At 34.4% G+C, this 21992-nt stretch carries 22 protein-coding genes and 3 pseudogenes; 7 read left to right on the plus strand and 18 right to left on the minus strand.

Features of this window, described 5'->3' with window-relative positions:
• Window positions 1-9 precede the first annotated feature (9 nt).
• The 7 genes and pseudogenes from msrB to BPMYX0001_RS23790 all read right to left on the minus strand — a co-directional run bounded on the left by msrB (window position 10) and on the right by BPMYX0001_RS23790 (window position 6224).
• A complete protein-coding gene (gene msrB / locus BPMYX0001_RS35005; RefSeq protein ID WP_371388579.1) occupies window positions 10-462 on the minus strand; it encodes a peptide-methionine (R)-S-oxide reductase MsrB in 453 nt (150 codons plus the stop codon).
• A 45-nt stretch (window positions 463-507) separates the two neighbouring features.
• Window positions 508-975 (minus strand): annotated as a pseudogene (gene msrA, locus BPMYX0001_RS35010) (peptide-methionine (S)-S-oxide reductase MsrA); the annotation flags it as partial.
• A gap of 96 nt (window positions 976-1071) precedes the next feature.
• Entirely contained in the window at window positions 1072-2106 is a 1035-nt protein-coding gene (locus BPMYX0001_RS23770) for an AI-2E family transporter (RefSeq protein ID WP_003202488.1), read from the minus strand.
• A gap of 335 nt (window positions 2107-2441) precedes the next feature.
• Window positions 2442-3134 carry an antiholin-like protein LrgB gene (gene lrgB / locus BPMYX0001_RS23775; RefSeq protein WP_003202485.1) on the minus strand — a complete coding sequence of 231 codons (693 nt, stop codon included), beginning with the start codon at window positions 3132-3134 and terminating at the stop codon, window positions 2442-2444.
• Window positions 3135-3169: 35 nt separating this feature from the next.
• Window positions 3170-3601 (minus strand): antiholin-like murein hydrolase modulator LrgA, encoded by a 432-nt coding sequence (gene lrgA, locus BPMYX0001_RS23780; protein ID WP_033799278.1) that lies wholly within the window; start codon window positions 3599-3601, stop codon window positions 3170-3172.
• 132 nt (window positions 3602-3733) lie between these two features.
• The gene (locus BPMYX0001_RS23785; protein ID WP_033799279.1) at window positions 3734-4474 is read right to left on the minus strand and encodes a LytR/AlgR family response regulator transcription factor; all 741 of its coding nucleotides are present in this window, start codon (window positions 4472-4474) and stop codon (window positions 3734-3736) included.
• Window positions 4452-6224, minus strand: a complete 1773-nt coding sequence (locus BPMYX0001_RS23790; RefSeq protein WP_033799280.1) for a sensor histidine kinase — start codon at window positions 6222-6224, stop codon at window positions 4452-4454. Before BPMYX0001_RS23790 ends, BPMYX0001_RS23785 begins: the two co-directional genes overlap by 23 nt.
• A gap of 80 nt (window positions 6225-6304) precedes the next feature.
• On the opposite strand from BPMYX0001_RS23790, the pseudogene BPMYX0001_RS23795 reads away from it, so the two are divergent.
• Window positions 6305-6454: pseudogene (locus tag BPMYX0001_RS23795) on the plus strand (MFS transporter); the annotation flags it as partial.
• 46 nt (window positions 6455-6500) lie between these two features.
• Here BPMYX0001_RS23795 and BPMYX0001_RS23800 read toward each other — a convergent pair.
• A complete protein-coding gene (locus tag BPMYX0001_RS23800; RefSeq protein WP_006096749.1) occupies window positions 6501-7571 on the minus strand; it encodes a nitric oxide synthase oxygenase in 1071 nt (356 codons plus the stop codon).
• A 71-nt stretch (window positions 7572-7642) separates the two neighbouring features.
• Between BPMYX0001_RS23800 and sodA the strand changes: the two are divergent.
• Window positions 7643-7828: pseudogene (gene sodA / locus BPMYX0001_RS31425) on the plus strand (superoxide dismutase [Mn]); the annotation flags it as partial.
• Window positions 7829-7922: 94 nt separating this feature from the next.
• On the opposite strand, the gene BPMYX0001_RS23805 reads toward sodA, so the two are convergent.
• Together BPMYX0001_RS23805 and BPMYX0001_RS23810 are read right to left on the minus strand one after the other, a co-directional pair.
• Window positions 7923-8792 carry an NAD-dependent epimerase/dehydratase family protein gene (locus BPMYX0001_RS23805; protein WP_033799281.1) on the minus strand — a complete coding sequence of 290 codons (870 nt, stop codon included), beginning with the start codon at window positions 8790-8792 and terminating at the stop codon, window positions 7923-7925.
• 132 nt (window positions 8793-8924) lie between these two features.
• On the minus strand, window positions 8925-9515 hold the full coding sequence (locus BPMYX0001_RS23810; protein WP_006096751.1) for an AmiS/UreI family transporter: 591 nt from the start codon (window positions 9513-9515) through the stop codon (window positions 8925-8927).
• A gap of 478 nt (window positions 9516-9993) precedes the next feature.
• Between BPMYX0001_RS23810 and BPMYX0001_RS23815 the strand changes: the two genes are divergently transcribed.
• Window positions 9994-10407 (plus strand): hypothetical protein, encoded by a 414-nt coding sequence (locus tag BPMYX0001_RS23815; protein ID WP_006096752.1) that lies wholly within the window; start codon window positions 9994-9996, stop codon window positions 10405-10407.
• Between the two features lie 174 nt (window positions 10408-10581).
• Here the strand turns inward: BPMYX0001_RS23815 and trhA are convergent, their stop codons facing one another.
• Complete coding sequence (gene trhA, locus BPMYX0001_RS23820; protein ID WP_033799282.1) at window positions 10582-11229, minus strand: PAQR family membrane homeostasis protein TrhA; 648 nt, start codon at window positions 11227-11229, stop codon at window positions 10582-10584.
• Between the two features lie 154 nt (window positions 11230-11383).
• Between trhA and BPMYX0001_RS23825 the strand changes: the two genes are divergently transcribed.
• The 3 genes from BPMYX0001_RS23825 (at window position 11384) to BPMYX0001_RS34205 (ending at window position 12736) form a co-directional block, all read left to right on the plus strand.
• Window positions 11384-11944 carry a DUF1836 domain-containing protein gene (locus BPMYX0001_RS23825; protein ID WP_003202465.1) on the plus strand — a complete coding sequence of 187 codons (561 nt, stop codon included), beginning with the start codon at window positions 11384-11386 and terminating at the stop codon, window positions 11942-11944.
• Between the two features lie 151 nt (window positions 11945-12095).
• Window positions 12096-12551 (plus strand): histidine kinase dimerization/phospho-acceptor domain-containing protein, encoded by a 456-nt coding sequence (locus tag BPMYX0001_RS23830; protein WP_240516925.1) that lies wholly within the window; start codon window positions 12096-12098, stop codon window positions 12549-12551.
• A gap of 11 nt (window positions 12552-12562) precedes the next feature.
• Window positions 12563-12736, plus strand: a complete 174-nt coding sequence (locus BPMYX0001_RS34205) for an ATP-binding protein (protein ID WP_327806468.1) — start codon at window positions 12563-12565, stop codon at window positions 12734-12736.
• A 75-nt stretch (window positions 12737-12811) separates the two neighbouring features.
• Here BPMYX0001_RS34205 and BPMYX0001_RS23835 read toward each other — a convergent pair whose 3' ends face one another.
• The 7 genes from BPMYX0001_RS23835 to BPMYX0001_RS23865 form a co-directional block, all read right to left on the minus strand.
• Window positions 12812-13426 carry a hypothetical protein gene (locus tag BPMYX0001_RS23835; protein ID WP_033799284.1) on the minus strand — a complete coding sequence of 205 codons (615 nt, stop codon included), beginning with the start codon at window positions 13424-13426 and terminating at the stop codon, window positions 12812-12814.
• On the minus strand, window positions 13416-13967 hold the full coding sequence (locus tag BPMYX0001_RS23840; protein ID WP_006096756.1) for a sigma-70 family RNA polymerase sigma factor: 552 nt from the start codon (window positions 13965-13967) through the stop codon (window positions 13416-13418). Before BPMYX0001_RS23840 ends, BPMYX0001_RS23835 begins: the two co-directional genes overlap by 11 nt.
• Window positions 13968-14074: 107 nt before the next feature.
• Entirely contained in the window at window positions 14075-15520 is a 1446-nt protein-coding gene (locus BPMYX0001_RS23845) for a DEAD/DEAH box helicase (protein WP_006096757.1), read from the minus strand.
• A 213-nt stretch (window positions 15521-15733) separates the two neighbouring features.
• The gene (locus tag BPMYX0001_RS23850; protein WP_033799285.1) at window positions 15734-16765 is read right to left on the minus strand and encodes an acyltransferase; all 1032 of its coding nucleotides are present in this window, start codon (window positions 16763-16765) and stop codon (window positions 15734-15736) included.
• Between the two features lie 285 nt (window positions 16766-17050).
• Entirely contained in the window at window positions 17051-18328 is a 1278-nt protein-coding gene (dctP, locus tag BPMYX0001_RS23855; RefSeq protein WP_170959224.1) for a C4-dicarboxylate transporter DctP, read from the minus strand.
• A gap of 126 nt (window positions 18329-18454) precedes the next feature.
• Window positions 18455-19153 (minus strand): response regulator, encoded by a 699-nt coding sequence (locus BPMYX0001_RS23860; RefSeq protein ID WP_018782446.1) that lies wholly within the window; start codon window positions 19151-19153, stop codon window positions 18455-18457.
• Entirely contained in the window at window positions 19143-20744 is a 1602-nt protein-coding gene (locus BPMYX0001_RS23865) for an ATP-binding protein (protein WP_006096760.1), read from the minus strand. Before BPMYX0001_RS23865 ends, BPMYX0001_RS23860 begins: the two co-directional genes overlap by 11 nt.
• An 87-nt stretch (window positions 20745-20831) precedes the next feature.
• On the opposite strand from BPMYX0001_RS23865, the gene BPMYX0001_RS23870 reads away from it, so the two are divergent.
• Window positions 20832-21905 (plus strand): DctP family TRAP transporter solute-binding subunit, encoded by a 1074-nt coding sequence (locus tag BPMYX0001_RS23870; RefSeq protein ID WP_006096762.1) that lies wholly within the window; start codon window positions 20832-20834, stop codon window positions 21903-21905.
• The last annotated feature ends 87 nt before the right edge of the window (window positions 21906-21992 follow it).

Genomic DNA, 21992 nt, shown 5'->3' on the forward strand with positions numbered 1-21992 from the left:
TATGCGAGGCTATTTTTTATTTCCGAACAAGATTAAAAAATCTCCATAGCCTTCTTTCTCCAATTCCTCTTTCGGAATAAACCGAAGCGCCGCTGAATTAATGCAGTAACGAAGACCATTCGGACCTGGCCCATCTGGGAACACATGCCCAAGGTGAGAATCGCCTTCTTTACTTCTTACTTCCGTACGCGTCATATTGTGACTAACATCCATTTTCTCTTTTACACTAGCGGACATCACTGGTTTTGTAAAACTCGGCCAACCGCATCCACTATCGAATTTATCTAAAGAAGTAAATAGTGGTTCACCGGAAACAATGTCTACGTAAATTCCTTCCTCTTTATGATTCCAATATTCGTTTTGGAACGGAGGCTCTGTACCATTTTCTTGTGTTACATAAAATTGCATATCTGTTAATCGCTCTTTTAAATGCGCATTATCTTTCGGCCAGTGCTTTTTAATAAACGCATCGCGTCCTGATCCTTGGCGATATAATTCATAGCGAAATGCATTTTTCTTATGATATCCTTGATGATACTCTTCAGCTGGATAAAATGTAGTAGCAGGGAGTATTTTTGTAGCAATTGGTTTCGAAAACCAACCGCTCTCAGCAAGTGCCAATTTTGAAGCTTCTGCTTGTTCAAGTTGTTCTTCACTATGATAAAAAATTACAGTTTCATAAGATTGTCCACGATCATGAAATTGACCTCCAATATCTGTTGGATCAATTTGCCTCCAATAAATGTCTAATAATTTTTCATATGGCATTTTATTTGCATCGAATGTAATTTGTACCGCTTCATAATGCCCTGTTGTTTCAGAACAAACTTCTTTATAAGTCGGGTTCTCTTTATACCCACCCGTATAACCTGAAATAACCTGTATAATACCTTCCATCTCTTCAAATGGTGAAACCATACACCAGAAACACCCTCCTGCAAACGTTGCAATTTCTACCTTTTCATTTATAGCCATTTATTTCACCCCAATTATTTAATTCTTCTTACAGTATGGCATAAGAAGTTAGAAGTTATAAAAGAAAAAGCACCGGCGTCCGATGCTTTTTTTACTCTATTTTTTAGCAGAATCTTTTTCTATCTCATCGCTCGTCACATCTAACACATCTAATAGGAACACAAAAATTGGTATACCAATAATAAGCCCCCACACACCTAAAAAGTGTTCAGAGAAAGTTAATACCATAAATGTATAAAAAATCGGTAAATTCGTTTTTTGTGACATGAATTTTGGATTTAACACATAACTTTCAAGTGCATGAATAACAGCAACAATTATTAAAATATAAACTACATACGTAATGCTACCAATATTATAAGCAATCATACAAAGCGGAACGAGCGAAATGATTACACCAGCTACTGGAATTAAGCCGAGTAAAAAGATCATTAACGCTAAACCAAGCAATTGTGGGAATCCTAAAATCCATAGCGCAATAACAGATAAAACGCAATTAACAATAGCAATTAAAAACTGCGCTTCAATTACTTTTCCAAAAGAACGTGCGAATTTCTTTCCGAAATATTCAATTTCATTATAAAAAACGGCAAGTCTGCTCTCTTTAAATTTCGCGGTAAAAGCGACAATACGTGCCTTCTCAAGTAAGAAGAATAAACTTAAAATAAGAGAAAGGAAAAATTGCAGCCCAAACTTCCCAACATTGGCGATGGATTTATAAAGAATGTCCACACCTTGCCCAATATATTTGGAAAGCTCCATATGGTTAATGGCATTAATTGCTGCCTTTATAATTTCATTATCTGGTGGATTTTTAAAGAATACATTAAACTGGTAGATTAATTGTGAGATTTGCACCGTTAGTACTGGCAGATACTTAACTAACGTAACAGTGATTCCACCAACTAACATCACATATAATAACGATATAATAATTTTTCGATTAATCGGCATAAAATGATCGAGTTTTCGAGAAATAAACTTTTGGAATCGATCCATTAAATACGTAAGAATGAACGTAATTAAAATTAAATTAAACATACTTTGTAGCCCATATAATATAAGAGCCAACAAGAGCAGTACAAGTAATCTTTGGAATCCTTTGCTTTGAAACAGGCTTTTCATTTGCATAATCGACGAGTGATCTCTCCTGTCCTATAAAGTGAGACTTTAATAAGTGGGATTTTCTTTATCTCCCCCACAAATCGAGTGCTTATGGACTCTCCTACCTATCTTCTTTGCTTTCGCTAGATTTAAGAACAAGATACATTAGCTACTTTCTATTTTACAATACAATAGTCCTTTTCAGAACGTATTATCCAAAGTATTAATGAAGATTTAAGGAAAATCTCATTTATTTTTATATAAAATAGGTCTTACCACTACTGTAACACAAAAAGCAAGCTATCAGTAGAAATCTGTCCTACGAATAGCTTGCTTTTATATTTTTCACAAAACATATTCTGTTAGCCGATAAATGGCATAAACATCGGAATAACAACTACCGTTACAACCCCAACGACCGTTACTGCAATACTTGCCATTGCTGCTTCTACTTCGCCCATTTCAATCCCAACCGCAACGCCAAGTGCATGTCCCGCAGTTCCTAGCGCTAATCCTTTCGCAATTGGATTTTTCACTTTAAATGTTTTTAAGAATAAAGCACCAAGTGCGTATACAATAACTGCGTTAAAGATAACTGCAAAAGATGTAATTGCTGGAATACCACCGATACTTTCAGATATTGGTAGTGCAATTGCTGTTGTTGCTGCCTGTGGTAGCATAGAGTTCATTACAGATGTATCTAAACCAATTGCTTTTGCGACAATGAACACGACAATCACCGAACAAACAGATCCAACAACGATAGCGGATAAAATTTGCCACCAATATTTTTTTAGCTTATCAACTTGTTTGTATAACGGAATTGCAAAGGCAATTGTTGCTGGCTCTAAGAAGAAACTAATCATTTTACCGCCAGTATTATATTCTTCAAATGTAAAATTTCCAACCTTTAAAAAGACAATACCAAGTACCATTGCTACAAACAGTGGTGTAAATAAGAAGAATCCTTTTGAATGTTTAAATAAGAATGTTCCGATCCCGTATGCGATTAATGAAACGACGATTCCGAAGTATGGAGTCATTGTGCTTGCCATGTTCATTACCTCCTAACCATATATGGTCTGATATATTACACAACTTTTCCGTGTTTGCGTCCTTTATTTACAACATCTAATTGTTTTGTATCAGTTGTTTCTTTTTCATCTTTACCTAGAATAAATTGTGCAAATAAACCTGTTACTGCTAGTAAAATAATTGTTGCGACAACAATTACAGTTATGATTTGTACAAAGTATTGCCCCATTACCCCAAGAGAGTTAATAACGGAAATACCAGATGGTACGAAAAGAAATCCAATAATACCTGTTAACGCCGTTCCAAGTGATTCAACCTGCTCCAACTTAATAACCTTTAAACATAATAGACTAAACAAAATGACTAATCCGATTACTGATGAAGGCATTGGAATTGGTAAGTGCGTTGCAATAATATGAGAAACCAACATGATAGCTGAAAAAACAAATGCTTGTGATAAGAAACTGTATACTTTTTTTGTACTCACTTTGGCCACCTCTTTCGATTTGGTACCTTCATTGTATATGATGTAAACGATTAAGTAAGCGTTTACATATCGGGACGTCAAATATACGGAATCAGTTACAAAAATAACGGGATGAAATGCAAAAGCTGCTTCTTAAATACGAAGCAGCTTTTTAAGTTCCTTTGCATATGTACGACTTACAGGTACCTTAGATCCCTCTTTCATAATTAAATTATAAGTAGAGTTAAACCAGGGCTGTATTTCCGAAATATAGTTGATATTCGTAAGAAAACTACGGTGAACGCGCATAAAGCTCGTTTGCGGCAGCTTCTTTTCTAAAATAACAAGCGTATCATGGGTTACGTATGTTTCCCGAATCGTCTTTACAGTTACTTTCCCGTCCACAAGTCCCACATAAACAATATCTTCAATATTCACGAGCACAATGGATTCTTCTATTGGCAATGCAAGCTTATGCATCTCCGCAGCTACATCTTTAGCTCTTACATCTTGGTTTTTCTCTGTTTCAGTTTGCTTTCGTTTCTTATATTTTTTCAGTGTCTGTGCAATTCGCTCTTCATCAAACGGCTTTAAAATATAATCTAATGCATCCACCTCAAATGCTTGCAGCGCATATTGATCGTAAGCTGTTGCAAAAACAATGGACGGTGGGTTCTTCATTTTCTTTAATATATTCGCAATCTCAAATCCATTATCATCTGAAAGCTGAATATCTAAAAAGACAAGATCCGGCTTATTCCCCATTAGCTTTTCTAATGCATCTTCCACGCAATCAGCTTCTTCAATTACATCCACTTCTTTCGTACGCTGCAATAAATATTTCAATTCATCCCGTGCTAACATCTCATCGTCAACTACTAATACCTTTAACACCGCTTTCTTCCTCCCCTATGTTTTGAATCGGAATTGTAAATAAAATTTCTGTCCCTTTTTCTAATTCACTCTCGATATGAAGTGTTGTATCTTTCCCAAACAGTCCTATTAACCGTTGATTAATATTATATAGTGCCGTTCCTGTTCCTTTTTCCGATGGAACGACTGCCCCTCCTAATTGCTCTAAGCGCCCTTGTTCAATTCCCTGACCATTATCTTTCACTTTAAAATGAACCATATCTCCCTGCGCGTGTGCATAAATTTCTACCTGACAAATTGGTTGTTTTTTCGGAAAGGCATGACGAAGTGCATTTTCCACTAACAATTGCAGTACAAATGGTGGGAGTAAAATTGTCTGTAATCCTTCTTCTATATATGTTTTCACCTCATATTTATTCGGGAACCTTGCTTGTTCTAATGATAAATATGCATGTACATGATTCAGTTCTTGCTCTAATGGAATAAGTAACTGGCGTGCTCCCTGTAGATTACACCGAAAATAAACACTAAGTTGCAATAAGAGCTTTCTTGCCTTTTCTACATCTGTACGGCATAAAGCTGATACTGTATTAATCGCATTGAATAAAAAATGCGGATTAATTTGTGCTTGTAATGCTTTTATCTCTGCATCTTGAAGTAGTTTACTTTGTAATTCTGCCTCTCCTAACTCAAGCTGTGTTGAGAAAATCTTCGCTAACCCTTCTGCTAATTCTTCTTCCACACGGCTTAATTGGTTCGGATTTTTAAAATAAAGCTTTAATGTTCCAATTGTATTGCCATGCGAAGTTAACGGAATAACGATTGCTGCCTGCAAAGGACATTCTTCATGTTGACAGTTAATAATCTCTCGTGATTTCGCTTTCATTATTTTCCCTGTTTTTAATACTTCTTTTGATAATCCTGTAATTAAACTATGAGAAGGGATATGGTGATCAGACGCTAATCCAACGTGCGCCAATATTTTTTCTGTATCTGTTAAAGATACCGCATCTGTCCCTGTAAAACGATGGATAATTTGTGCCACATGTTTACAAGATTCCTCCGTTAAGCCTTGGCGAAAATAAGGCAATGTCTTATCAGCAATCCGAAGTACTTTATGAGTTTGTAAAGCCTTGGCATTTTCTTCTTGGCGTAAAATAGCTTGTACCATAGACAATAAAATAAAACTCCCGAAACTATTCACAAGAATCATCGGTATTGCGATTTTTTTTACAACGTCAAATCCATCTTCTACAATAGATAAGATCATAATCATTTCCAAAGATACAATAAAAACACTTAAAACAGCTGAGAATTTAGGTGTAATCACACGGTTGTGCTTTTGAAAAACACGGCCAATATAACCGGTAATAATTCCTGCTAAAATAGATGAAATCGCACAACTAAGGGCTGTTGTTCCCCCAAGCATATAACGATGAATGCCAGCAATAAATCCAACGCCAATCCCGACAATCGGTCCACCTAGTAAACCACTAATTCCAACTCCCATAATACGTGTATTGGCAATCGTACTCGATGAAGAGACACCTTGCAGCCAATTTTCATTCATAATGGTATTCCCTGCAATTTCAATTCCTGTGTAATTGCTTATAATTGTAAATAACGAAAAAATACAAATAAGCATGAGCTTATCTTTATATCCATCTTGTTTATGAAGAAGGCGCCTAAATGTTTTAATATGCGAAAGTAAAAAACCTAATATAACAATTAATCCAACTCGTTCAATCATCATAAGCACTAAATCTAGCATCTGTGATTCATCCTTTATTTGTTTAATTAGTTTTATTATCGAAAAATAGTGAAGGTATCGTCAAGAAGAATGATATGTATCTCGCAGGATTTGGCCCTGTTATTATCGGTTTAATTGCTACAGGTGGTAATTTATTCGGAGCTCTATCACTTATTTTCATTATCTATCCAATTGGATTAATTACAATGCTAGTGTGTGTACCGGAAACGAAAGGAAAAGTACTAGATTAAACTTAATCAAAAAGCATTGAAATTCTACATTTCAATGCTTTTGTTTTTATTTATGAAAGAAATTTGGAGTCAGAATATCATTCGGATAAGGTTTATGATAGATGTGGGTAGTAGCTGGCGATAATGGTGGAATGAGCCATACCCAATTTCCCGTCACGACACGGCCACAAGCCGCCTCTTGCTTTTCAAATTGTCCAAACTGCTGTGCTGCTGTATGATGATCTACAATACTTACTCCTTGCTTTTTGAAAGAATGCAAAACAGCTACATTTAATTCAACTAACGCCTTATCTTTCCATAATGTACTGTTTCTCGAAGTATCCAAATTCATTATTTCTGCAACAGCTGGAAGTAAATTATAACGATCATGATCTGCCAAATTACGAGCCCCAATTTCTGTTTCCATATACCAACCATTAAAAGGAGCAGCTGTATAAGAAATGCCACCAATCTCTAGACGCATATCTGAAATCATTGGTACCCCATACCATTTTGCACCTAAGGATACAAATGGATATTCTGGGTGCTCAATCTCAACCTCTTTTACCTCTTCTTTCGGAATTTCCCTATATACAGGTTCTCGTCCATCAACAGAAAATACGAGTGGCAATACATCAAAATTCGTACCTTCTCCATTCCAGCCAAGTTTCTGACAAAACGCTGTAAATGGAATCGAATGAGAATCACCTATCACTTCCATTTCTGTTTCAAATCCCGCATAACGAATCAACTGATGGTTATAAATTCGAATGTTATTTTGTTCACCGTTATACTGCTTAAAAATTGTAATTGTCGGTTTAATTTTTCCGTTATTCGTTGCATATCGAATATGATGAATAAGTGCATTATATACCCCTTCCTCATCATTCACTTCACGAGCATCTAATATATGCATTTTATTCCAAAATAATCTTCCAATACATCGGTTACTATTTCTCCAAGCCATACGTGCACCATGAACAAGTTCCTCAAAGGTGTGTTCATATGTTCCTGTCCGCTCTATTTCCAACACAATTTGGCTGAGACGCTCTTCTATTTGCTGCTCTCTAGCAAGCTCTTGATAACAAATTGTAATAAACTTCCTTGCTTCATCTATTAATTCTTTCATTTTATCCATAAACAATCTCCTTCTACTTTAACAAGACACTATTACTTTACAGTATAAGCAAAAAAGAGTGTAGTAACAAACCCAATCAAGATACACCCTTGCAAGAAGGAAAAATCCCATTGCTCGTAATTGATGTATGGGAACATGCTTATTATTTGCAGTATCAAAACCACCGTCCAGAATTTATTACAAATTAGTGGCATACTGTTAACTGGGATCAAGTAAATGAAAAATATTTACAAGCAATTAAATCACAAGAATACTAATCATGCGTATAAGGTAAATTTGATAATGTAAACTAGTATCGTCGAAATCCTCCAAAATCCCCCGCATTGCCACCCGGGGATTTATGAATAATCATTATATTACTTCAATATAGTGTTTCAATATATGATTCACATCAGTTTCTAACTTTCTAAACTGAAATCCTAACTCTTTCGCTCTTGTATTATTCATCGTACAACTTGTCATGCCATTATACGGAGCTATATTTTTTCCTTCCGCTTCAATACAAGCCTTTATGCCTGTATTTTCTTCTATAAAATCAATAATTTCTCGCATAGAAATCACACCATTACTACATGCATTAATTGGACCATTTATATTCATCGTACTAAGATATGCTAGAAAACCACCTGCTTCTTTTTCATGGATAAAAGACATTTTGCCTTCTATATCTTCTACTACAAAAGGTATTTTCTTCACGATATTTTCAACATAAAACTGCAATCGCTTTGTATAATCATTTTCACCAATAACAACTGGAAAGCGCACTGCAATTACAGGAAATGTTGCATGTTTAAACAAAACGGCCTCTGCTAATCTTTTTCCTTCACTATAAGAAAAACCTTGCCTATCTCCATAAACAATTGGATACTGATACGGATTGAAATCATCTTCTTTTAAAGATAGTGCCGACTCATATACAGCCATTGAGGATGTAACAATATATTTCTTCACCTTACTATGAAGTACTTTGCATATAATCTTCGCTGCATTCGGACTATAGCATAGGTTATCATACACAGCGTCATAACTTGCTCCCGCTAACATTTCCTTTAGCATCCCTTCATCTTCTCGATCTACAACGACTCTTTTAACAGCACTACCAAACGAGTCTGTCTTAAGTCCCCGCGTTGCAATTGTTACATCGTGCCCAGCTTGCAGGAGGCTTTCAACTAATCGTTTTCCGAAAAATCTTGTTCCGCCTAACACTAATATTTTCGTCATATGTATCATTCCCTTAGTTACTTTAATGTTCTATGGTGACTGAATAAGTATTTGTAACTTCATTATACTTGAATTTATTTCCACATAAAAAAGAGAATCCAGCCAGATTCTCTTTCCCTCATCTTACTACTATTAACGTACTCGATATTTTAAAATGCAATAACAGAAATATAAAATAGAAACTACCGATACATAAATCCATGCCTGATAAACTACTGGTGTTCCCCATATCCCCATAAAATAAAGAAGCGATGGCAACGTGAGCGTTACCCATGATTGTACAAATGCGATCCTACCAAGGTATTGGTTTATATTCTTTTTTTGTACATTTAACACAAAGAATAAATACCAAAGAAGCGCCCACATAAACCAAGTCAGTGCATTAACAATATCTTGGAATTGAACGAATGACACAACCATATAAAATAGTGCAACAAGAGCCACCCAGAGGCAAAACCATCCTAGCCCATTGCCACTCACTCCCGTAATAAAGGTGATACCCACATACAAATACGTTAAACCAAATAAAAAAGTGGCTGCATATGAATATACAGTCCAATTACTTTGATCAGAAATCATAATAAGGTAAAACGGAATGACAATTTGCAGCACCCCTACAAATAAATTAAAAACACCTGCGCTTTTTTCCTCTGCTTTTCCTAATATGACAAGACTGTTTAAAAACAAAGCTGCGCCTGAAAGCAATAACCCAACGTAACCCATATATGTTCGTGTGAAAATCATATTTTTTCACACCTTAACCTCCTCGTAACATAAAATTATACTAGTGATATTGTCCTACCCATTTCAAATTGCATACACAAGAAACAATTATTATTTCATGCGTACTAGCACTTTTTATTCAAAACAAGTCAGACTTCCTACCTCAAAACAAAAAGAAATCCAAAGAATGCAATCACTGTACCATATCATTAAAGCGTTTTCAAAATAGTATATTTCTTTCCAACAGTAGATAAAGCCAATCTCATATAACACAATCTGAAAACGATAACATCATCATAACAGCATTATATCTAAAAATAAACGCCGAAAATTCTGGAATAAAATTCAAAATCTATATTGTTCCCTACCCATTTCTTTTAGAAACAAGTAGAAGCAAGCATTTTCCATATACCAAACTAGCACTTCTATCATAAAATATCGTAAATTAAAATTTATGTTTTATGAAAGGTGAGATTATATGCCTAAACAAGTCGTTCACTCAACAGGTGTATTAACACGTGAACCACAAACAGCTTCTGTCGTAGCAAACATTGTAAACTTAGATAGAAATTATGCACGTTATATTAATGTAGAGATATGGGATTGGTCCAACCATTCTAATCCTATACAACTACCAATCCTAGTTGGAGAAAAGGAAGAAGCAAATTTCCCCTACTATCTTGATAGTGAAAAATTAGTAGTTCTGTATGCGAACTTAGATCACAAAATTAGTCTTTATGAAATTCGTATCACTCACTTCGATCATTCCAATATTATTACAAATTGCTTCGGACGTAGCTCATCTTCATCTACAGGACAAGAATGTGATAAAGTATATCATAAACAACTTGTTCGAGTTCATCAAGGATATATTCCTAATCAAATCCTTTAATGAACATGCACGTAATTGAGCAAAATTAGAATCGCCCTATCTTAGGTTGATTCTAATTTTGCCGTCCCCCTCACTCTTCCTATCTATAATATATTGAGATTAAATTTTCACTTTAAATTATTCCCATTAAAAAGGCCACATACCTCGTGATATGTAACCTTTACATAGAACTTATTAAATCACATAACAATATACACATACAAAGTGGGCCAGACTACCTAACAACACAAAAATATGGAAAACTTCATGATGCCCCATATATTTAAATTCTAGCCATTTTGGTTTTACTCCGTAAATAAATCCACCAATCGTATAAAAAACACCACCAAGTACTAAAAACAAAATACCCTCTATGCTTAGATTTTCTGATAGCGGTGCAAAGAATAAAACAATTAACCATCCCATCATAAGGTAGATTGCTGTTGATAACCATCTCGGACAGTTAAACCAAAACATTTTAAAAACAATACCACATATAGCTGTAGCATAAACTAGCACAAATAATAGTAAACCATTTGCAGCCTGTAATGTAATTAAGCAAAAAGGTGCATATGTGCCTGCAATTAAAATGAAAATCATAGAATGATCCAGTTTTCTAAAGAAATAAATAACACGTTCGCTTGCTACAACACTGTGATACACAGCCGAAGCTGCATAAAGAATCATCATCCCTACTCCAAATAGAATAACCGCTGAAATTGTAGAAATAGATGGCATTTTCACAGAAACTTTCACAAGCATAGCTAGCAAAGCAATAAACGATAAAATGGCGCCTCCTAGATGGGTAAACGCATTAACTGGTTCTCTCACGTAAGCATTCACATTAACAACCCCTTATATAATTACATGTAGTTTTTATAACTACTTGTAATTATATACACAATCCGTCTAGAGGTCAACATTTACAATTTATTTGTTTCGTAATACCATATTTAAAGATACAGTGTACATTATTCCTACAAAGGTGAGGGTTTATATGGAAAACATAAAGAACTTACTCGAAACATTACATTTAGAAAAAAACATTAGGCTTGAAGATATCCCTAATGTGGATTTATATGTAGATCAAGTTGTTCAACTATTTGAAAATAACTACGGTGATACAACAAGAACAGAAGATGAAAAAGTACTTACAAAAACGATGATCAATAACTATGCAAAGGGAAAATTATTCATCCCCATAAAAAATAAAAAATACTCAAAAGAGCATATGATTTTAATTAGTTTAATTTATCAATTAAAGGGTGCCCTCTCGATTAATGATATTAAAAGTTCTTTAGCGACTCTCAATGAAAGACTCATAAACGAGGATACTTTCGAACTGGACACCCTCTACAAAGATTATCTTGAACTTACAGAAACAAATGTTGAGAACTTTAAAAGGGATGTAGATAATCGGGTGGCTGAGGTAAAAGCTGCTGCTTCATTTGAGGATAAAGAATTAGAAAAACTCTTATTGCTAACTTCATTTGTAACAATGAGCAATATGTATAGACGTTTAGCAGAAAAATTAGTTGACGATTTGAAAGAATCTTAACCATGAATAAAGCCACCTACTTCTGAAGTGCACCCCAATTGTTAGACACAGTCTAACAATTGGGGTGCACTTTTTATGGCTAAATTTTCTTCGAAAGAAAAAATACGAGCGATGAGACGATATTTAGAGGGGACTGAAGGTGGAAAAACAATTGCTAAATCTATTGGTGTTCACTCCAGTATGCTCTATCATAGGATATATTCAGTTATTAGATTCAAGTGAACTAACAACATATAAAAAAGAACACTATTTGAAGATTATTAAAAATAAATCAACACGTTTACAGGCCTTAGTAAATGACTTCTTTGAACTGTCCGTTATTGATTCTGTTGATTATCAATTAAACCTTCATATGGTAAAATTAAATCACTTAGCATGGGAAACCTTAGTCGTTTTTTATGATCAGTTTAGTGAAAAGAAAATGGAACCAAGTATTCATATACAAAACGAAGATATTCAAATCATTGCTAATGAATCTGCCGTTAAGCTTGTCATGGAAAATCTAATCTATAACACCCTTAATCATGCAAGTGGTAATATATCCATTACTCTACAAAAGCAAAAAGCATCTTACTATTTATCATTAGTAACGATGCTAAAAATGTAAGTGAAAAGAATATTCCTTTCCTGTTTGACCGCTTTTATACAACTAATCATCATCGATCCGGTAAAGGAACAGGGCTTGGATTAGCTATTGCAAAAACACTTATGCTGAAAATGGGTGGTTCACTTCAAGCAAAATTAAAAGATGGGCAGCTTCATATGATATGCGAATGGAAAATTCAAAAATAAATACCAAATAACTTTTTCATATCCCTATTGATCAAAAAAGTACATCTTACACCAAAAGAATGTACTTTTTCCTTTTTAATGACCTCTTTTCGAATTAATCTCTCTATCAAGGTACTTAGCTATGATATCTCTATCTGAACTATTAATAATCATGTTAATTCTCCCTTGCAAATACCCATATAACATCCAGTTTGAGCATTCTCTTAGCTGCCCATACTTATCTTTCTTGGCTTTAAAACATAATATCGTACCGTTCTTTTTTATTTTGTAATAGTATTTTAAAATATCATCATAATCTATACTGTATGCTCTTTGAATTTGATAAAGTTCCTTTACTTCATAAATCATAACTTTATGTCTTGTTCCAAAAACCACAAATCGATTTCCTACATCCATAAGCGCTAATGGCATTACGGCATAGTCTGCTGAACACATAATTGCACCCAAATAGTAGCCACCTGTAGCTCTTGCTTGGAATTGTAATTCAATAAATTCATTTTCTTTTAACTCATTATTTGCCTTTACTTCTATCTCCTGAAAATTTTCTCTAGCAATTCGTTTTCTGATATCTTTTTTCTTCTTCTCCAAGCTTCCAACAAGGCGCTCCCCTATTGCTTCAAATCGAGATATTTCTTGTTCATCCCACTGCTCGAAAACAATTTGATCTATATTATAGCTTTCACAATTCATAATATCCCTCCATTATCCTTTTTAATTTCTCCTTTCCCCTTGATAATCTGGTATAAACTGAACCGGTACTCATATGTAGTCTCCTTGAAATATCCTCTATGCTTTCATCCACAATATACCTTCGATAAAAGATACTATGATCTACACCATCTAACTGACGAACTGCTTTCAAAACGAATTCTTTTTCCTCTTCTTTGAGCAATCCTTTTTCTACATCTTCATCATCTTGTAAAATAAGTTGTTCTATTGTTTGTTCAATTCTTTTTCTCTTCAACCTTCTTTTATAATCTAGTGCCTTAAACTTCGCAATAGAAATAATCCAGTTTTTAAGTTGTCCTTTTTCTATTTGAAAACTGTCTATTTTATACCAAAGTATGAGAAGAACATCGTTATAGCACTCTTCAATTTCTGCTCTTTCATGGTTCTCTCCAAGTACACTTCCGATTACTCCATAAATCAATTTACTATATTGAAGAATCAATTGATCCAATGCTTCCGTATTTTGTTTTTTTATTCCATCTACTAATTCCCTATCATTCATATCTTCTCCCCCTTCACTTATATATACGAATACAACAAGTTTATCCTTACATAATTTCCTTATTTTTTATAAAAAAACTACCCACCTGTGAGAGTGAGTAGTTACTTTTACTTAATAGCCTCGTGAACCTTTAACTGCTTACCTTTTATTGTTGTGTTTTTCATTACTTTTAAAACAAGCGGGCCTTTTCCATTTAATATATCAACATAAGAAACATTATCTTGTATCGTAATAATTCCTATATCATCCGCTGTGACACCTGGGATTTTAGCAATTGTACCAACGAAATCTACCGCTCGAATCTTCTTTTTCTTCCCACCGTTAAAGTACAGCTTCATAATATCTTTATTTAATCCTGCACTTTTCTCTTTTTTCATAATTGGTTTCGCATTTATTTTATCTTCAAAGGCTGCCTTTCCCTTTGCAAGCTCCTCTTTTGACGGAGCTTCTATTTTTTGAATTTCAAAACCGATATACTCTTCAATTTCTACCAGGAATCTCTCTTCATACGGCGTTACGAATGTAATTGCTTTTCCGCTATTACCAGCGCGCCCTGTTCTTCCTGTCCGGTGTACATAACTTTCTTTTTCTAATGGAATATCATAGTTAATGACATGGGTAATATTTTCAATATCAATTCCTCGCGCTGCTACATCTGTAGCGACTAAATAACGAAATTTTCCTCTTTTAAAGTCATTCATTACTGCAAAACGATCTTCTTGTATCATACCACCATGAATTTTATCACAAGGATAGCCAGAACGCTTTAACTGTCTGAACACATGGTCTACATTTTCTTGTGTGCGACAGAAGATGATACAGCTATCTGGATTTTCAAGAGTTGTTATATCTTGAAGAAGTGAAAATTTCTCTTCTTCTCTCACTTCTAACAGGATATGTTCAATTTTATCTGTCGTAATCCCAGAAGCTTTAATCTCGATATGGGTCGGTGATTTCATATAAGTATGAGATAAATTTTCAACGTCTTCTGGTAGTGTCGCAGAAAATAGCATTGTCATTCGATCTGTAGGTAATTCATCAATAATTGCTTCTACTTGATCGATGAATCCCATATTTAACATTTCATCTGCCTCATCAATCACCAAATATTTCAGACGCTCTAAAGAAAAAGTTCCTTTTTCAATATGATCTAACACACGCCCAGGGGTTCCAACTACAATATGTGTCTTTTGCTTTAATTCTAATTTTTGTCGTGCAAATGGTGATTTTCCATAAACGGCAGTCGCTTTAATCCGTTTAAATCTTCCTATATTCGTAATATCTTCTTTCACTTGCGCAGCAAGTTCCCTCGTTGGCGTAAGAATTAAGGCTTGTGGCTTATTTTCTTCCCATTCGACCATTTCGCAAAGCGGGATACCAAAGGAAGCCGTTTTCCCACTTCCCGTTTGTGATTTCACGACAAGATCTTTCTTTTCTAGTGCAACTGGAATTACTTTTCCTTGTACTTCTGTTGGCTGTTCATATTTTAAACTAGTAAGTGCCCTTACAATTTCCTTACTCAATGCATACTCTTTAAAACTTTTTCCGCTCATATACTAACCTCATTTTGTTATGTATTTTAATTTTTTTATATATTTAGCCATAATATAAATCCTATGCGCCATTGCCTACATTTCATTATATTGAAATCATTGCCCGAATCGAAGTCTATGTTCATCATTTGATAAAAAAACAAAAAGCAGACTTACTATTAAGCCTGCTAATTTAGCAACGATACTCATATAAAGCTTACATAGGAGATATCATTACGGAACTAGTTTTTTCACCACTGGAATTCGTTGTAATACTAACGTTATTAACATACTAAGACCAATCGTAATCATTACATTAATAGGTATTGCTAATATTGCATGTGCATGTTCATTTACTTTAGGGAAAACTTTATATAAAAAATTATTTAATAGGAAAAAGTGAAGAATATAAATCCCAAGACTCGCTTGATTTATACCACGTAACAAAAATGGCAGCTTTCCTTCTAAATTTTGAAAAGCATATCGGAAGAATACAAATAATCCAATTGCCATAAGTAAAACATTTGGCGCAAAATATCCATACCAAAACTGGTCCAACTGCCCATTTGCTTGTACTGTATAGTAATAAGTCATGAAGAATGTACCAATAAACCCTAAACAGCCTCCAATATAAGAGATATTTCTCCATTTCTTCGTAATTTCGTAATGAGCTAAATAATAACCAAGTAGAAAATAACCCACATAATTTGTGACAAAATATAGCTCTATATTGAAATTAATAGGGTAATAGTACTGCATCAAATTTAAAATAACTGACGCATACAACCATAAAATTAAAAAATATTGTATATAACTTTTTTTAGCGTTTTTAACAAATACCTTTAATAACGGTGCGATTAAATAAATTCCCACAATCATATATAGGAACCATAAGTGACCACCAATTTGATTTGTTAAAAAGTACTTTATCCCTTGTTTTAAAGAAGCAGGGAAATACCCCATATAAGCACCATACAAGTAAAATAAGGCACTCCAACCTACAAATGGAATAATTACCTTACTTGCTCGTTTCTGTAAGAATTCGAAAATTGAACTTTCCTTGTTCCCTCGTAATAATAAAGCACCGCTAATCATAACGAAAATAGGAACGCTAGCACGTGATAACGATTCGTAAAAGTTACCAGCCATCCAATTGGAAAGCTTATTTGGATCCAAAGTGGATACGGAACCAGCAGCAACGTGAATTGTAACAACTGCAATTGTTGCTAATACTCGTAACCAATCCATATAAACCAAACGATTCACATTTATAACCTCCATTACCTTATAATGATTCAAACCAAAAATGAAGGTTATCCCGAAAAGTCACAACCTTCTCCCTAATCTGTTCAACTCTAACATTATTCACTTAATAAAATAAACACTAATCTTCTTGTAATTCTAAAAAATTCTACTAAATTATAACATATTCTATTATTTCCTAGTAAAAATAACCTGTGAAAAAGGGGTTCCCACAAATTGAAAAAGCAGACTTAGGATAAAGTCTGCTTTTCTATTTCTTACTGCCCGAAAAAGCCCGATTAGTTCACTTTATACTGCTTCTGTTCTCTCATTTAATACTTTCATATTAGAGATTGCCTCTGCATGCCTCATTTCATCAAATTCATTTTCACTCTTTGCAACAACGATTGTAGCAATTCCATTTCCAATTAAGTTTACAATTGCTCTTCCCTCACTCATAAAACGATCAACACCGAGAAGTAATGCTAATCCTTCTAAAGGAATAACCTTTAGTGCCGCTAACGTAGAAGCTAACACGATAAATCCGCTTCCTGTTACACCAGCAGCTCCTTTAGACGTTAACATAAGTACTAAAATAATAGTAATTTGCTGTCCGATTGTTAAATCGACACCAAATACTTGTGCTAAAAAGACAACTGCCATGGATAAATAAATGGATGTACCATCAAGATTAAAAGAATAGCCCGTCGGAATAACAAGGCCAACAACAGATTTTGAACAGCCATATCGCTCCATCTTATTCATCATTCTCGGAAGTACGGATTCCGAAGAACTTGTTCCTAATACGATTAGTATTTCATCTCGAATAAACTTCAAATAATTCCACAAGCTAAACCCATATATCTTACAAATAATATTTAAGACAACAAATACGAATAGGAACATCGTTATATATACTGACATCATCAATTTTCCAAGTGGTACAAGTGAAGCAAGTCCAAAATGACCGATTGTATATGCCATAGCACCAAATGCCCCAAGCGGCGCTGCCTTCATTACATAACCAATAATTTTAAAGAATACGTGTGAAAGTTTGTCTAAGAAATCAATCACCGAATTTCCTTTTTCTCCAAGAGCAGCTAGCCCAACCCCAAATAAAATAGAAAAGAATAATACTTGTAAAATATCACCCTTTGCAAACGCATCAACCATATTAGAAGGAACAATATGAGTAACAAAATCAATCCAATTAATACCCTGTCCTCCGCCTTGTGTATATTTAGATACGTCTCCTTTTGCAAGTTCATTAAAGTTAAGACCTGAACCCGGCTTCATAACATTTACAACGATCAATCCAACAATAAGTGCAAATGTTGTCACAACCTCAAAATAAATAAAAGCCTTTCCGCCGACCTTACCAACCTTCTTCATATCTCCCATTTTGGCAATACCAAGTACAATTGTTAAGAAAATAATTGGTGCAATTACCATTTTTACAGCATTAATAAACGTATCGCCTATCGGCTTCATTTCCTTCCCAACATTTGGCCACATAAGCCCAACTAATACACCGAGTGCAATAGCCGTTAATACTTGAAAAGTTAAATTTTTGAACAGTCGTTTCACCTTCACTTCTCCTCCCACTGTTTCATCTTTGAAAACTTTACTACCCCTATGTTTTACATAATGATAGCGTTTTCAATTAAAAGTGAGAAGTTTATGGTCATAACGAATATTTTGGTCATTTTGGTCTTACTTTTTTACTTCACGATACACATAGCGATTAATTGGTCTTCCAACCCCTCCATATTGAACTGCTAAATGAATCAACCCCTTTTTTTCTAAATAATCTAAGTATCGCCGCGCGGTAACTCTGGCTATCCCAATTGCACTGGCTACCTCTTCTGCAGAACGAGGTTCATCTTGTTTTTTTACATACTCTTCAATTTCATTCAATGTAAATTCATTTAATCCCTTTGGCAAATTGTTTGCTGTTTTTTTAGAACGCCCAGAATATAATAATAAATCAAGCTGTTCCTGTGAAATCGCTCCGGATTCCTTCAGACTCATTCTATATTGTCGATATTTTTCTAAAGCTTGCTGAATTCGGTATAACTTAAATGGCTTAATAATATAATCCATCGCTCCGTTTTGAAGCATGAGTTTAATTGTTTCCCTATCTTTTGCAGCAGAAACAACGATTACATCTGCTTCTAACTCTTGTTTTCTAAATTCCTGTAATACCTTAATACCGTCCTTTTTCGGCATAAAAATATCTAAAATAACGAGATCTGGATTCATTTTTTGGACAAGGTTAATCCCCTCCTCGCCATTGTTAGCGACGGCTACTACTTGAAATCCCTTTACACTTCTAATGAATTCTTTATTTACTTCTTGAACCATCGGATCGTCTTCAACCAATAGTACTTTGATTTCCTCTTTATATTTCATACAATTCCGCCTCCATCTCCATTGGAAAAGTAATGATAAAAGAAGTTCCTTCACCTTGAAAAGATGAAACACTAATTTCCCCTCTCCCCTTTTCAACAATTTGCTTTACTAGAAAAAGTCCATAACCTGTCCCACTCATTTTATTCACAGTAAATCCTTTCTCATACACTCTTGGTAAATGCTCCTCCTTTATGCCGCATCCATTATCCTCAATCAATATTGCACATACATCTTCTGACTGCTCAATACTAATATCAATTCTTTTATTCTCTACCTCAGTTTGCTCAAATGATCCAAACGCATTCTCGATTAGGTTACCTAGTAATACAACGAAATCATGTTGATCCAATTGATAAGGAAACGCTTCTAAATAACTATTTTGGTCAATTATAACTTGTATCCCTAATTCCTTGCCCCGGCTTACTTTGCTCAAGAGGAGACCTGCAATAGCATCATTTTTAATCGTCTCATTTAAAAAGTTTGTTACACTCCCCTGCTCTTCTGAAGTATGAAAAGCAAATTGTAATGCTTTATCAGCTTTACCTAGTTGAATTAAACCTGCTATTGTATGAAGTTTGTTCATATGCTCGTGGCTTTGTACTCGAAGTGCCTCTACAAATGTTTTCACTCCTGTTAATTCCTCTGCGAGCTTTGTAACCTCTGTACGATCTTGAAAGATTGCCACAGCTCCAATTAATTCATTATCTTTCTTGATTGGTATACGATTACTTAAAATTACCTTTCCACTTACTTTTATCTCTTCATTGTATACTGGCTGATTCCTCTCCACGATTTCTGGAAGTCTTGTATCCTTTAATACTGTACGAATAGGCTTTCCTACAACATTTCCATCTACATGAAAAACCTGCTTTGCTTTCTCATTAAAAATTGTAATAACTTCTTGGTTATCAATTGCAATCACACCCTCATTAATCGAATGAAAGGTTGCTGTCCTTTCTTCTAACATCCTTTTAATTTCATATGGCTCTAACTGAAACATCTGTTTTTTAATATGGTTGGCAAGCATTAATGAGCCTATTAATCCGAATATTAAAGTTAATATAACAATAAAAGAAATCTCTTCTGCTAGCCCCAGCATAATCTCCCAAAAATTCGGGACTTTATTTCCAACAACAACAACACCAATTTGATTTAAGTTTTGATCTTTAATAGGCATAAAGGCACGAATTACAGTACCTATCTCTCCTTTTGCTTTTGAAAAGTAAATATGTTCCGCAAATGCCGGTTCTTCATCCGTCCCTTTTGACGGCCTTCCAATCATTTCTTTCACAGGGTGAGAATATCGAATTCGCTCCATATTCATTACTACAATATAGTCTGTTTCATTAATCACCCGAATATTTTCAATAACAGGATTCAATGTAAACCATCCCGTTTTTTCTTGAAGTGATTTCTTTACATCTGACAGTTCTGCTACCGTCCGAGCTGTATTCATAGATCTAATTCTTACTTCTTTTTCTTCTTTTTGTTGAATATTTGCAATGATAACAATTCCACCTATCAGTAATGAAAAAATAACTACCGCATAGGATAAAATCGTAATTTTCCAGCGGATGGGCAATTGTTTCACTGTTTGTTCCCCTTTCCCCTAAAAGCACCTTTACGAATAAAAATCTTCTCGGTATGCTTACATTAACAACCCAAGAGGAGGTTTAAAATGAAAAAAATAGTTGCTTTTATACTCCTTTTTATTGTTTTAATTACTAGTGCTTTATTTATAGGTTTTCAAAGTCTTTTTTCTCAAGGTGAGCTTGCTTATGACGATGACCAAGCAGGCTTGAAAAAACAAATTGTTTTCAAATTTAGTCATGTTGTAGCAGAAAATACACCTAAAGGGCTTGCTGCTAGTAAATTTGCTGAGCTTGTTAATGAGAAATCAAACGGAACTATAAAAATAGAAATTTTTCCAAACGGGAGCCTCTATTCTGATATAGAAGAAATCCGTGCTTTAAAAGCTGGGCAAGTTCATTTTATTGCTCCCTCTACCTCAAAGCTCGGAATGCTATCTCACGAATGGGGTGTATTAGACCTTCCATTTGCTTTTCCAAATTATGAAGCTATTCAAGAAGGCTTGAACGGAAAAATTGGAGAACAATTACTTCAGTCCTTACAAAAAGACAACATTAAAGGGCTTGCCCATTGGTCAAATGGCTTTAAGCAAATCACTTCAAATAAGGGGCCTATTTATACACCTGCAGATATAAAAGGACAATCCTTTCGCATTATGCAAAGTGATGTTATTCAATCCCAATTTGATTTATTAAAAGTTCATGCACATCAAGATTCATTTAATTCCACATATAAATTAATTGAAACAGGGAAAGTTGATGGTGAAGAAAATACTATTTCAAATATATACTCTAAAAAATTTTATAACGTTCAAAACTATTTGACAATTAGTAATCATGGGTATTTAGGCTATGTTGTAATGATGGATCAAAAAACATGGAATCAACAAACGGAAAAAACGAAGCAAATATTACTTGAAGCAATGAAAGAAACGACTGAATGGAACAATCGTCAGTCCATCCGAATGAATGAAGAACAACTTGAGCTTATTAAACAAAGTTCACCGATTCAAATTCACGAATTGACAGCTTCACAAAAAAAAGAGTGGGAGAAAGCATTATCTCCTATATACGAAGATCTTGCTCCTACAATTGGAGAGCAATTGGTAAATGATTTAAAAGAATTGAAAAAGAAGTATCAATTTCTTGAAGACAATAAATAACAAAGAAGCAGGGTATTTTAGCACCCTGCTTCTCTGTTATTTTACTATGATATTCCGAAATATTATTTCACTATTATCGATTAAATT

This window comes from Bacillus pseudomycoides DSM 12442 (assembly GCF_000161455.1).
Taxonomy (GTDB): Bacteria; Bacillota; Bacilli; order Bacillales; family Bacillaceae_G; genus Bacillus_A; species Bacillus_A pseudomycoides.

Coding starts and splice junctions, on each gene's coding strand:
- BPMYX0001_RS23770 (WP_003202488.1), bottom strand. CDS start 2,106: ATGCAAATGAAAAGCCTGTTTCAAAGCAAAGGATTCCAAAGATTACTT.
- lrgB (WP_003202485.1), bottom strand. CDS start 3,134: ATGGCAAGCACAATGACTCCATACTTCGGAATCGTCGTTTCATTAATC.
- BPMYX0001_RS23790 (WP_033799280.1), bottom strand. CDS start 6,224: ATGCTAGATTTAGTGCTTATGATGATTGAACGAGTTGGATTAATTGTT.
- BPMYX0001_RS23800 (WP_006096749.1), bottom strand. CDS start 7,571: ATGGATAAAATGAAAGAATTAATAGATGAAGCAAGGAAGTTTATTACA.
- BPMYX0001_RS23805 (WP_033799281.1), bottom strand. CDS start 8,792: ATGACGAAAATATTAGTGTTAGGCGGAACAAGATTTTTCGGAAAACGA.
- BPMYX0001_RS23810 (WP_006096751.1), bottom strand. CDS start 9,515: ATGGGTTACGTTGGGTTATTGCTTTCAGGCGCAGCTTTGTTTTTAAAC.
- BPMYX0001_RS23815 (WP_006096752.1), top strand. CDS start 9,994: ATGCCTAAACAAGTCGTTCACTCAACAGGTGTATTAACACGTGAACCA.
- BPMYX0001_RS23825 (WP_003202465.1), top strand. CDS start 11,384: ATGGAAAACATAAAGAACTTACTCGAAACATTACATTTAGAAAAAAAC.
- BPMYX0001_RS23835 (WP_033799284.1), bottom strand. CDS start 13,426: ATGAATTGTGAAAGCTATAATATAGATCAAATTGTTTTCGAGCAGTGG.
- BPMYX0001_RS23840 (WP_006096756.1), bottom strand. CDS start 13,967: ATGAATGATAGGGAATTAGTAGATGGAATAAAAAAACAAAATACGGAA.
- BPMYX0001_RS23845 (WP_006096757.1), bottom strand. CDS start 15,520: ATGAGCGGAAAAAGTTTTAAAGAGTATGCATTGAGTAAGGAAATTGTA.
- BPMYX0001_RS23860 (WP_018782446.1), bottom strand. CDS start 19,153: ATGAAATATAAAGAGGAAATCAAAGTACTATTGGTTGAAGACGATCCG.
- BPMYX0001_RS23870 (WP_006096762.1), top strand. CDS start 20,832: ATGAAAAAAATAGTTGCTTTTATACTCCTTTTTATTGTTTTAATTACT.